13 protein-coding genes are annotated in these 12141 nt (G+C 68.8%); all 13 read left to right on the plus strand.

The genetic code is table 11. The features are described from left to right. Positions 1-18: 18 nt before the first annotated feature. Positions 19-948 carry a UDP-N-acetylmuramate dehydrogenase gene (gene murB, locus ACFE7U_RS09125; protein ID WP_375409405.1) on the plus strand — a complete coding sequence of 310 codons (930 nt, stop codon included), beginning with the start codon at positions 19-21 and terminating at the stop codon, positions 946-948. 9 nt (positions 949-957) lie between these two features. After that, positions 958-1155 carry a type II toxin-antitoxin system HicA family toxin gene (locus tag ACFE7U_RS09130; protein ID WP_375409406.1) on the plus strand — a complete coding sequence of 66 codons (198 nt, stop codon included), beginning with the start codon at positions 958-960 and terminating at the stop codon, positions 1153-1155. After that, positions 1155-1361 (plus strand): type II toxin-antitoxin system HicB family antitoxin, encoded by a 207-nt coding sequence (locus ACFE7U_RS09135; RefSeq protein WP_375409407.1) that lies wholly within the window; start codon positions 1155-1157, stop codon positions 1359-1361. Before ACFE7U_RS09130 ends, ACFE7U_RS09135 begins: the two co-directional genes overlap by 1 nt. A 74-nt stretch (positions 1362-1435) precedes the next feature. Further along, positions 1436-1639 carry a hypothetical protein gene (locus ACFE7U_RS09140; RefSeq protein ID WP_375409408.1) on the plus strand — a complete coding sequence of 68 codons (204 nt, stop codon included), beginning with the start codon at positions 1436-1438 and terminating at the stop codon, positions 1637-1639. 77 nt (positions 1640-1716) lie between these two features. After that, a complete protein-coding gene (locus tag ACFE7U_RS09145; RefSeq protein WP_375409409.1) occupies positions 1717-2640 on the plus strand; it encodes a D-alanine--D-alanine ligase in 924 nt (307 codons plus the stop codon). Further along, a complete protein-coding gene (locus ACFE7U_RS09150) occupies positions 2607-3569 on the plus strand; it encodes a cell division protein FtsQ/DivIB (protein WP_375409410.1) in 963 nt (320 codons plus the stop codon). Before ACFE7U_RS09145 ends, ACFE7U_RS09150 begins: the two co-directional genes overlap by 34 nt. A gap of 69 nt (positions 3570-3638) precedes the next feature. Next, positions 3639-4961, plus strand: coding sequence for a cell division protein FtsA (ftsA, locus tag ACFE7U_RS09155; RefSeq protein ID WP_375409411.1), 1323 nt, complete (start codon positions 3639-3641; stop codon positions 4959-4961). Between the two features lie 121 nt (positions 4962-5082). Continuing rightward, complete coding sequence (gene ftsZ / locus ACFE7U_RS09160) at positions 5083-6822, plus strand: cell division protein FtsZ (protein ID WP_375409412.1); 1740 nt, start codon at positions 5083-5085, stop codon at positions 6820-6822. Between the two features lie 314 nt (positions 6823-7136). Then, positions 7137-8084 (plus strand): UDP-3-O-acyl-N-acetylglucosamine deacetylase, encoded by a 948-nt coding sequence (lpxC, locus tag ACFE7U_RS09165; RefSeq protein WP_375409413.1) that lies wholly within the window; start codon positions 7137-7139, stop codon positions 8082-8084. A 217-nt stretch (positions 8085-8301) separates the two neighbouring features. Beyond that, entirely contained in the window at positions 8302-9180 is an 879-nt protein-coding gene (locus ACFE7U_RS09170) for an outer membrane protein assembly factor BamD (protein ID WP_375409417.1), read from the plus strand. Positions 9181-9360: 180 nt separating this feature from the next. Beyond that, positions 9361-11034 carry a DNA repair protein RecN gene (gene recN, locus ACFE7U_RS09175; protein ID WP_375409414.1) on the plus strand — a complete coding sequence of 558 codons (1674 nt, stop codon included), beginning with the start codon at positions 9361-9363 and terminating at the stop codon, positions 11032-11034. A gap of 194 nt (positions 11035-11228) precedes the next feature. Continuing rightward, entirely contained in the window at positions 11229-11447 is a 219-nt protein-coding gene (locus ACFE7U_RS09180; protein ID WP_375409415.1) for a hypothetical protein, read from the plus strand. A gap of 69 nt (positions 11448-11516) precedes the next feature. After that, the gene (locus ACFE7U_RS09185; protein WP_375409416.1) at positions 11517-11690 is read left to right on the plus strand and encodes a hypothetical protein; all 174 of its coding nucleotides are present in this window, start codon (positions 11517-11519) and stop codon (positions 11688-11690) included. The last annotated feature ends 451 nt before the right edge of the window (positions 11691-12141 follow it).

The following is a 12141-nucleotide window of genomic DNA, read 5'->3' on the forward strand; positions in this document are numbered from 1 at the left end:
CGGAAAGCTCCACCATTCATGACCCCCTTCCCCGACATCACCACCGACATCCGCGGCCGTGCCTCCGGCATCCGCGGGCGCCTGCTGGCGAACCAATCCCTCGCAGACCTCACCTGGTTTCGAGTCGGCGGCCCTGCGCAGGTGCTGTTCAGCCCCGCCGACGAGGAGGACCTGGCCGCACTGCTGTCGGCCCTCGATCCGGAAACGCCCGTCACGGTGATCGGGCTCGGCTCGAACCTCATCGTGCGCGAGGGCGGCGTGCCGGGCGTCGTGATCCGGCTCGGCGGCAAGGCCTTCGGCTCCGTCGACATCGACGGCGAGACCCTGCGCGTCGGCACCGCCGTGCCCGACATGCGCCTCGCCAAGGCCGCTGCCGAGGCCTCCCTCGACGGGCTCGCCTTCTACCGCGGCATTCCGGGCGCGATCGGCGGCGCCCTGCGCATGAATGCCGGTGCCCATGGCGGCGAGACCACCGACGTGTTGATCGAGGCCCGCGGGATCGACAGACGGGGCCACCCGCGCACGTTCACCCATGCGGAGATGGGATTCGCCTACCGCCACTGCTCGGCCCCCGACGACGTGATCTTCACGAGCGCCCTGTTCCGCGGACGCCCCGGAATGCGCGAGGCGATCGAGGCCGAGATGGAGCGGGTCACCGCGGCCCGCGAGGCGGCGCAGCCGATCCGCGAGCGCACCGGCGGCTCGACCTTCAAGAATCCCGACGGCGGAAAGGCGTGGCAGCTCGTCGACGCCGCCGGCTGCCGTGGCCTCCGGGTCGGGGGCGCGCAGGTCTCGGAGATGCACTGCAACTTCCTGATCAACCGCGACGGCGCCACGGCGGCCGATATCGAGGGGCTCGGCGAGGAGGTGCGCCGGCGCGTGCGCGAGACCTCGGGCGTCGATCTGCACTGGGAGATCAAGCGGGTCGGATTGGCGGGCGCGGCCTGAGTCGCTGCCGTGAACGTCCGTGAGATCATTCGCTTGATCGAGGCCGATGGTTGGTTTCTGGTGGCGACCCGGGGGAGCCACAGGCAATACAAGCATCCGACGAAGCCCGGCCGCGTGACCGTTGCGGGCGCAATGTCGGATGAGGCTGCGCCGGGAACGCGTGGCAGCGTTCGGAAGCAAGCGGGTTTGAAGGAGAGGACGTCCTGATGCGCTACGCCGTCGTCATCGAGAGAGCAGGCGACAACGTGTCGGCCTATGTTCCGGACCTGCCGGGCTGCGTTGCTACCGCGGCCAGCGTCGAGGCTGTCGAGCACGAGATAAGACAGGCGATCCGTTTTCATATCGACGGACTGCGCGAAGATGGGGAGCCCATCCCCCTTCCAACGAGTCACGCCGCCTATATCGACGCTTGAGGCTGTGTGATGCATCGCGACCCTGCGAGATTTCGCCGACCGTCTCGTCAACTCCAAGTCCTGTGATTGTCATCATGACCGACTTACCGGACCCGTTGATCCATCCGCCGGTGCCGAAGGAAGACCTGCCGGTGGCGTACGCTCCGGCGAGGCAGAGCCTCCCGGTGGTCTGCGAGGGTTCATCGAAGGGCGGAGGGCATCTCGGCGAAGCCGATCCATTCGCGGCGTTCACGGAATGGGCCGGCGATATCGATGCTGCCGATTACGCGGACCTCTGATTCGCAGTCCAGCTGGGTCCGCAGGTCGGCTGGCATCGACAGCGACCGCTCAATCTGACCTCTCCCGGAGATACCCCATGTCGCAACACGTCGCCGTCCTCATGGGCGGGTGGTCCTCCGAGCGTGAGGTCTCGCTCAGTTCCGGCACCGCCTGCGCCCGCGCGCTGGAGGGAGAGGGCTTCCGCGTCACCCAGGTCGACGTCGGCCCCGACATCGCCACGGTGCTGACCGACCTCAAGCCGGAGGTCGCCTTCAACGCCCTGCACGGGCCGGCCGGCGAGGACGGCACCATTCAGGGCCTCCTGGAGATCCTGAAGATTCCCTACACCCATTCCGGCGTGCTCGCCTCGGCCCTGGCGATGCACAAGGAACGTGCCAAAATGATCATGAAGGCGGCCGGTGTCAGCGTCCCCGAAGGCCGCGTCGTTAACCGTCATGATGCCGCCAAATCACATGCGCTGACTCCGCCCTACGTGATCAAGCCGATCGCCGAGGGCTCGTCGATGGGCGTCATCATCGTGCGCGACGGGCGCTCGCATCCGCCCCAGATCCTAGGCTCCGACGAGTGGGTCTACGGGGAGCAAGTCCTTGCGGAGACTTACGTTGCCGGGCGCGAGCTCACCTGCGCGGTGATGGGCGATCGGGCACTCGGCGTCATCGAGATCAAGACGGCCTCGGGCGAGTGGTACGACTACGACGCCAAGTACGTCGAAGGCGGCTCGATCCACGTTCTGCCGGCAGAAATTAAACCAAATGTTTACCAGCGTGTCCAAGAGTTGTCGTTAACGGCGCATCAAGCACTGGGCTGCCGGGGCGTCAGCCGTGCCGACCTTCGCTACGACGACACACCGGGAGGAACCGGTGCCCTCGTCGTTCTGGAGGTCAACACGCAACCCGGCATGACCCAGACGAGCCTTGTGCCCGAGATCGCGGCCCATGCGGGCCTAACATTCGGTGAGCTCGTCCGATGGATGGTGGAGGACGCAACCTTGGGCCGCTGAGCGGCGCCGGCCCTGCCGGCGACCGCGGGGTCCTCGCGCGCCTCTCGGGGCTGAGCCGGCCGTTGCTGGACCGGCTCGCCCGCCGGTCCTTCCCGTCGCGGCGGCTGCGCGGGAGCATCCCGATCGCCCAGCGCCTCCCGCGCCTGCTCGGCCCGCTCGGCATCGCCAGCGCTTTCGGCACCCTGGCGCTCACCGGCTTCGTCGCGAGCGGCCGATACGAGGCCTTCATCGCCGAGAACGGCCGACCCCTCGACATCCTGGCGCGTCTGGCCGGCTTCGGTGTCGAGCGCGTCACCATCTCGGGCATCTCGCGGCTCTACGAGCACGAAGTCCTGGATGCGGCCGGCATTGATGCGCGCTCCTCGGTGGTCTTCCTCGATGTGAGGGAGGCCCGCGAGCGACTCATGCAGGTGCCGCTGATCGCCAGCGTGTCTGTGCGCAAGATCTACCCCAACGAGATCCTCATCACCCAAGTCGAACGCGAGCCCGCCGCCCTGTGGCAGCGCAACGGCGAGCTCTCCGTCATCGCCGCCGACGGGACCGTGATCGACGAGATGCGGGACGACCGCTACGCCGCGCTGCCCCTCGTCGTCGGCGAGAACGCCAACCTGCGTCTCAAGGACTATCTCGGCCTGATCGAGGCGGCCGGCCCCCTCGCCGAGCGCGTCAAGGCCGGCACCTACGTCTCCGGTCGGCGCTGGACGCTGAAGCTCGACGGTGTCGACATCCGCCTGCCCGAGACCGGCGCCCAGGAAGCGCTGGCCCGTCTGGTCCGGCTCGAGCGCAACAACCGCCTCCTGGAGAAGGACATCATCGCCATCGACCTGCGCATGCCCGACCGCGTCGTCGTTCGCCTCACCGAGGAAGCGGCCGCCGCCCGGCTCGAGTCCCAGAAGAAGAAGCCGAAGGCCAAGGGGACCGACACATGATCCGCTCGATCCGTCCGGCGCATCGTGCGCCCCCCACTTCCGCCTTCACGCTGGTCCGGTAGCGCCTCCATGCATTCGCAACACGGACTCACCCCGCGCCTGAAGCCGCTCTCGGCCCGCCGCAGCGCCACGCTGTCGGTGCTCGACATCGGCACGAGCAAGGTCGTCTGCCTCATCGCCGAACTGCAGCCGGCCGAAGCGCTCTCCAGCCTGCGCGGACGCACCCATCTCGCCCGCATCATCGGCATCGGCCACCAGCGCTCGCACGGGCTCAAAGGCGGCGCCATCGTCGATCTCGAAGCCGCCGAGGGCGCGATCCGCCAAGCCGTCCACGCCGCCGAGCGGATGGCGAAGGTCGAGGTCCAATCGGTCATCGTGAACATCTCGGGCGGCCGCATCGGCTCCCAGCATTTCGACGCTCGCGTGCCGGTGCGGACGGGCTCCGTCACCGCCGCCGACGTCGAGCGCGCGCTGGAGACGGCGAGCGCCCACGGCGTCAGCCACGGCCGCGCCGTGCTGCACGCCCTGCCCACCGGCTATTCCCTCGACGGCCAGGGCGCGGTGATCGACCCGTCCGGCATGATCGGCGACGCGCTCGGAGTCGACCTCCACGTCGTCACCAGCGAGGCGGCGGCCGCGCGCAACCTGATGCTGGCGGTGGAGCATTGCCATCTCGGCGTGGAGGCCGTCATCGCGACGCCCTACGCCGCCGGTCTCTCGGCGCTGGTCGACGACGAGGCCGAGATGGGCGTCTGCGTCGTCGACATGGGCGGCGGCACCACCAGCGTCGGCGTGTTCTCCGGCGGCCATCTCGTCCATGTCGACGCCATCGCGGTCGGCGGCCACCACGTCACCATGGACATCGCCCGCGGGCTCTCGACCCGCGTCGCCGCGGCCGAGCGGCTGAAGACCCTCTACGGCTCGGCGATCTCCACGCCGTCCGACGAGCGCGACATGATCGCGGTCCACGGGGTCGGCGAGGACGAGAGCGACGCGCCCACCCACGTGCCGCGCTCGCAGCTCGTCCGGATCATCCGCCCGCGCGTCGAGGAGGTGATCGAGCTCGTGCGGGACCGCCTGCGCAACGCGGGCTTCGCGAGCCAGGCCGGCCGCCGCGTGGTGCTGACGGGAGGCGCGAGCCAGCTCGTCGGCCTTCCCGAGGTGACCCGCCGGATCATGCAGGGCCAGGTCAGGATCGGCCGGCCGCTCGGCATCCGCGGCCTGCCCGAAGCCGCCAAGGGACCCGCCTTCTCGGCGGCGGTGGGACTGCTGGTCTACCCGCAGGTCGCCCATGCGGAACATTTCGAGCCGCGGGGCCAAGGCGCCTTCGCCGGCACGGGGACGGACGGCTACCTCTCGCGCGTCGGACGCTGGATCCGCGAGAGCTTCTAGGGACGACGGACGGGCCGGCCCCAGACGCGGGGTCCGGCCGCAAGTCCGGCACAAGCAAATCGGCGCCCTTCTGTGGATTGGGCGTCAAATGAAACGTGAAAGGCACGAGAGGCTCGTCACCATGGCCATCAGTCTGCAGGCGCCGGACATCCGGGAACTGAAGCCCCGCATCACCGTCTTCGGTGTCGGCGGAGCTGGCGGCAACGCCGTGAACAACATGATCGAGTCGGGCCTCCTCGGCTGCGAGTTCGTCGTCGCCAACACCGACGCACAGGCGCTGACCTCGTCCAAGGCCGAGCGCGTGATCCAGATGGGTCTCGGCGTGACGCAGGGCCTCGGTGCCGGCTCGCATCCCGAGGTCGGCTCGGCGGCGGCCGACGAGGTCATCGACGAGATCCGCGACCAGCTCTCTGGCGCCCATATGTGCTTCATCACCGCCGGCATGGGCGGCGGCACCGGCACCGGTGCGGCCCCGGTCATCGCCCGCGCCGCCCGCGACATGGGTATCCTCACCGTCGGCGTCGTCACCAAGCCCTTCCAGTTCGAGGGCGTGCGCCGGATGCGCACGGCGGAGGCCGGCATCCAGGAACTCCAGGCGGCGGTCGACACGCTCATCGTGATCCCGAACCAGAACCTGTTCCGGGTCGCCAACGAGAAGACCACCTTCGCCGACGCCTTCGCGATGGCCGACCAGGTGCTCTATTCGGGCGTGGCCTGCATCACCGACCTGATGGTCAAGGAAGGCCTGATCAACCTCGACTTCGCCGATGTCCGCGCGATCATGCGCGGGATGGGCAAGGCGATGATGGGCACCGGCGAGGCGTCGGGCGAGAACCGCGCCAACCGCGCGGCCGAGGCGGCCATCGCCAACCCGCTTCTCGACGACGTCTCGATGAAGGGCGCGCGCGGCCTGCTGATCTCGATCACCGGCGGCAACGACCTCACCCTGTACGAGCTCGACGAAGCCGCGACGCGGATCCGCGAAGAGGTCGATTCGGACGCCAACATCATCCTCGGCGCCACCTTCGACGAGAGCCTCGACGGCATCATCCGCGTCTCCGTCGTCGCAACCGGCATCGAGCCGGCGCTGATCACCGCCCATGGCGGCCAGAGCAGCACCGAGATCCTGCAGACCGAGCAGCGCATCGCCGAAGTGGCGGAGCGTCTGCGGGCAGAAGCGAGGGCGCGGGCCAGCCAGCCCGCGCCGACCTTTCGCCCCGCCGGAGGGGAACCTGCCCTGACGCAGGCGATAGTGTCGGAGTCGGTCGCCGAGCCGGCGGCCCCGAAGCCCGAGCCGGTGCGGTTCGACGCACCCTCGCCCCTGCCGGTGCGCGACGAAGTCGTGCTGACCCAGACCCAGCCGCGTGCGGCTGTTCCCTACGAGGCGACGCCGATGCCGGTACCCGAGCACGCCCCGATGCCGGCCGCCGGCCCCTACATGCCGCCGCGCCCGGCGGTGCCCGTGGCCCGCGCCCCGCGCATGCCGCAGATCCAGGACCTGCCGATGCCGGCCCAGGCCCAGATCCGCGCCAAGCACGGCGAGGAGCCGATCGAGCAGCCTGCCGATTCCAAGCGGATGACGCTGCTTCGCCGCCTCGCCACCGTCGGCTTCGGCGGACGGCGCGAAGAGGCGGAGGCCGCCCCGGCGGCCCCGGTTCGGGCTCCGGTCGCTCCCCCTCACGCCGCTGCCCAGGCTGCGGCGCAGGCCGAGCACGCCAAGCGTCTCGCGGCAGCCCAGGCCCCGCAATATCGCGCTCCTCAGGGTCATCTCGATCCCCAGGGACGTGCAGTGCCGCAAACCCGCATGATGGACGACGATCAGCTCGAGATCCCCGCTTTCCTGCGCCGTCAGGCGAACTGATCACCGACGTCTCTCTTCGGAGCGGCTTTTCGGCAACAGACCCGGGGTCTCGCGACCCCGGGTTTAACCGCGTGTTAAACCCTTGGTGCAAAACGATAATCGGGATCACGCGATGAAAGCGTGTCTGTAACACAGCGTAAGAAACCGTGATTTGGACGCCTTCGGTCGCCCGGCTATAGAAATTTTGGAACGAAAAAGGCGCGGCGGTTTCGCCGTCAGCGCTCGCAGGGGCTTCAAGCAGCGGACGGATCGAAGGGCTGCGCGCTCGCCATCATGTGGCAGTGCGGCAGCCGATCACGGCCGGGGGCTATGGAATGCGAACGAACCAACAAACGACATTGAAGGCTCCGGTCTCGCTGGACGGGATCGGCGTCCATTCCGGGAACCCGGTCGGGATCACCCTCAGGCCCGCTTCGGCCAATCACGGCATCGCCTTTCTTCGGACCGGCATCGAGACCGGCAACGACCGGCTCATCCAGGCGCACCACGCCTGCGTCTCCGCCACCGAACTCTGCACCGTGATCGGTGATGTCGAGAGCGGCGCCGTCGCCACCATCGAGCACCTGATGTCCGCCCTCTACGGCCTGGGGATCGACAACGTCCTCGTCGAGATCGACGGCCCGGAGATGCCGATCCTCGACGGCAGTGCGCTTCCCTTCGTCAAGGCCATCGACGCGGTGGGCACGGTCTCGTGCGGGGCCAAGCGCCGCTGGATCAAGGTTCTTCGCACCGTACGGGTCGAGGTCGAGCGGTCGTTCGCCGAGCTTCGCCCGATCGACCGGGGCTTCCGCCTCGACGTCGAGATCGATTTCGAGAGCCCGGTGATCGGCCGCAGCCGCAAGGCGATGGACCTGACGCCGGCCTCCTACCGCCGCGAGATCGCTCCGGCCCGCACCTTCGGCATGATGCGCGACGTCGAGCGCTACTGGAAGGCCGGCTTCGCACTGGGCGCCTCCCTCGAGAACACCATCGCGGTCGGCGAGACGGCGGTGGTGAACCCCGAGGGCCTTCGCTTCGCGGACGAATTCGTCCGCCACAAGTTCCTCGATGCGGTCGGCGACCTCGCGCTGGCCGGCCTGCCGATCCAGGGCGCCTACCGCTCCTATTGCGGCGGGCACAGCATGAACGTCGCCATCATCGACGCGCTGTTTGCCGACCGCGCCAACTACACGATCCTCGAATCCGCCGGCAGCCGCCGCGAAGCCGCAATCGCCGAGTTCGGCACCGGCCTCAGCCTCGCGGCCTTCGCGGGCGACCTGTAGCTTTCAGGACACGGCGAAGTCTCCGCTCGCTGGAGTCGCGCGCTCGCCGTTTTCGCGCCTAAATCTGCCGTCAGAGGTTCATCGTCTGTGAACGGAACCGTGGTCGCCGGTGACTCTCACCGAGATCCTGGCATGGTATCGCCTTTCGCTCGACAGACTCGTGACATGGCTGACGATGCGCGCCGAACGCGGCGGCATCCGGCGGGGGATGACCGGAATGGCCTTGGCTGATCGTAACCGCTCCGCGCTCGCGGCCGTGCTGTTCGCCGTCTGCGGCATCGGTCTGGGCGGATGCGACGCCCTCGACTCGATCAATCCCTTCGCCGAGAAGTACAAGCCCGAGGTGATCCCCGACGTTCCAGCCGACAAGCTCTACAGCGAGGGCTTGGCACGGATGGAGGACAGCGATTACGACGCCGCTGCCAAGAAGTTCGGCGACCTCGACAAGCAGTACGCCTATTCGGATTGGTCGCGCAAAGCGCTCCTGATGACGGCCTACGCCAATTACGAGGGCCAGAAGTACGAGGACGCGATCATCGCGTCGCAGCGCTACATCAAGCGTCATCCGGCCAGCAAGGATGCGGCCTACGCCCAGTATCTGATGGCGATGTCGCACTATAAGCAGATCCCCGACGTGAGCCGCGACCAGGACCGCGCCGAGAAGGCGCTCGTCGGCCTGCAGGAGCTCGTCCAGAAATACCCGACCTCGGAATATGCCGCCGACGCCAAGGCCAAGATCCAGATCACCCGCGACCAGCTCGCCGGCAAGGAGATGGAGGTCGGGCGGTTCTATCTCGAGCGCCGCAACTTCCCGGCCGCGATCAACCGCTTCCGCGACGTCGTGAGCAAGTACCAGACGACCCGGCACGCCGAGGAGGCTTTGGAGCGCCTGGTCGAGGCCTACATGGCCCTCGGGATCACCGCCGAGGCCCAGAATGCCGCGGCCGTGCTTGGCCACAACTTCCCCGACAGCCCCTGGTACAAGGATGCCTTCGCACTTCTCCAGAGCGGCGGCCTCGAGCCCCGCGAGGAGAAGACGTCCTTCCTCAGCAAGGTCTACCGCTCGGTCATCGGCCGGACCGCCGAGGCTCGGTAGCGCGTGCCGACGCGCGGCGTTCGTCGCCGCGCCGGCGGGGATCGATCGCCCGGGGTGACGGGCACGCGAGCCGAGGGTTTCGTCCGTGCATCGGCTTTTGCCGAAAATCGGTACCCACTTTTCGGGCCGATGCTCTAAACAAGCGGCCAGACGCCCTCCAGCCAAGGCCCGACACGCGGCATGCTGATCCAGCTTGCGATCCGCGACATCGTTCTCATCGACCGGCTCGAGCTGAATTTTCGCGATGGCCTCTCGGTCCTGACCGGGGAGACCGGGGCGGGCAAGTCGATCCTGCTCGATGCCTTCGCGCTAGCGCTCGGCGGACGTGGCGACGGCCGCCTCGTGCGCCACGGCGAGTCCCAGGGCGGGGTCACCGCCGTGTTCGACGTGCCCCTGGACCATCCCGCCCGGCAACTCGCGGCGGAGGCCGAGCTCGACACCGAGGGCGACCTGATCCTGCGCCGCGTCCAGATGGCCGACGGCCGCACCCGCGCCTTCGTCAACGACCAGCCCGTGGGCGTGCAGGTGCTGCGGGCGGTGGGCACGGCCCTCGTCGAGATCCACGGCCAGCACGACGACCGCGCGCTGGCCGATCCCGGAACGCACCGCGCCATCCTCGACGCCTTCGGCGGCCTCACGGGCCAGGTCGGGCAAGTCGCGGAAGCCGCCAAGGTCGTGCGCCACGCGCGAAAGGCCCTTGCCGAACATCGCGCCCGGGTCGAGGCGGCACGCAAGGAATCCGACTTCCTCCGGCACGCCGTCGCCGAGCTGGAACAGCTCGATCCTCAGGCAGGCGAGGAGGCGAGCCTGGCCGAGCGCCGCACCATCATGCAGCAGAGCGAGAAGGTCGCGCGCGAGATCGGTGAGGCGCTGGAAGCCACGGGGGGAAACCATTCCGCGGTCCCGCACCTGTCCTCGGCCCTGCGCAAGCTCGAACGCCGGTCGTCGCAGGTGCCCGCCCTCGTCGATCCCTGCATCGCCGCCATCGACGCCGCCCTCGTCGCCCTCGACGAGGCCCGCGCCGTGCTCGATGCCGCCATGCGGGAGACCGAGTTCGACCCGCGGGACCTCGAAAGGGTCGAGGAGCGCCTTTTCGCGCTGCGGGCGGCGTCCCGCAAATACGACGTTCCGGCCGACGACCTCGCAGCCCTGCGCGAGCGCTACGTCGCCGATGTCGCCGCGATCGACGCCGGAGAGGACGCATTGACGGGACTCGAAACGGCGCTGGCGGCTGCGGAGGCGGCCTACGTCAAGGCCGCGACCAAGCTCAGCGACGGCCGCCGCCGCGCCGCCAAGAGCCTCGATGCCGCCGTCAAGGCCGAGTTGCCGCCGCTGAAGCTCGACCGTGCCCGTTTCCTCACCGAGATCACCACCGATCCCGAGGCCCGCGAGGCCGGCGGCTTCGACCGGGTCGAGTTCTGGGCGCAGACCAATCCGGGCACCCGCCCCGGCCCGATGATGAAGGTCGCCTCTGGGGGCGAGCTCTCGCGCTTCATGCTCGCCCTCAAGGTGGTGCTGGCCGACAAGGGCTCGGCTCCGACCCTGATCTTCGACGAGATCGATACCGGCGTCGGCGGAGCCGTCGCCGACGCCATCGGCGCACGTCTCGCCAGGCTGGCCGCACGGGTCCAGGTCGTGGCCGTCACGCACGCCCCCCAGGTCGCGGCGCGGGCGGGCACCCATTTCCTCATCGCCAAGGACGCGGTGAAGGGGAGCGACCGGGTCGCGACGCGGGTCGCCTCGCTGGCCGCGCCGGCCCGGCGCGAAGAGATCGCCCGTATGCTCGCGGGGGCCATCGTCACCGACGAGGCCCGCGCCGCCGCCGCCAGCCTCATCGAGGCCGCGGACGCCTGAGCGCGAAGGAATGGACCTGGCAAGGCGGGATCGATCTGGAAAGGCGGGATCGGCCCCTGGACGAACCGATGCGGAAACGAGGCACCTCTGTCGTAGCGCGGCGTCGGTAACGTTTCGTTAACCATGTTGCAGCAATCGTAACGCTTGACGGCCGTCCGGCGATTCGCCTCGGGACCGCTGCGTGGATCGAGTACATGTCCAGGACGACGGATCGGACGACCGACATCGGCCAGACCGACGTCGTGCCAAGTGGCACCCTGCCGACGATCACCGAGAACACGCGCGCCCATCTCGGGATCGAGCTCCGCTCGATCTACGCGAACCTCTGCGACACGCAGCCGATCACCGACGCTCAGGTCGATCTTCTGCTGAGGATGCGCCACAAGGAACGTGACCGCCGTCGCGCCGCCTGAGGGCCAAGGCTACCAGCGCCGGGCGCCGGGTCGCCTCTTATACTCGGCCGCACGCAGCTGCGTGAGAACATGGTCCAGCCGCCCGAGCAGGGTGCGCTCGTCCTCGCCCGCCTGCGCGATATCGACTTGATCCTGGCCGTAACGTTGCCGCTGCTGTGCCAGGACGAGGTCGCGCTCCAGGGCCTGACGCTCGGCGTGCAGGGCCTGGAAGGCATCCTCCTGCGGGGTATCGCCAGGAAGTGATTCGGTCGAATCCTTCGCCACGGTCAGAACCTTCCCGAACTCGCCGGGCGAGTGCCACGACGCCGTCGGTCCTATCGGACACGTAACGCGCAAAGCGCGCAAACCGTGCCATCCACCGCTCATGTCGCATCGCCGCTTAAAGCCACGCTCAGCGCAGCGCGTGTCATGCAGTCGTCATGTCAGCGTCATATGGCCGGCGGTGTCGAGACGTTAACGGTCCGCCTGCCGCAGCTCAGAACGGTCTCGGTCCAGGCCAAGGTCGGATTTGGCCGAGGTCGGATCTGGCTAGGCGCCGCCATCCTTGGTGCGACCGATCACCCGGTCGGGCCCCGTGGCTTTCGCAGGACCCGAGCTGCGACGGTCTTTCGGCCGCCGAACGAACACGGAGAGATTGCATGAAACCCATGACCTACGCGCTGGCCCTCGGGCTCGCCGCCGCCCCGTTCGCGAC

Source organism: uncultured Methylobacterium sp. (assembly GCF_964251405.1).
In the GTDB taxonomy this organism is placed as follows: domain Bacteria; phylum Pseudomonadota; class Alphaproteobacteria; order Rhizobiales; family Beijerinckiaceae; genus Methylobacterium.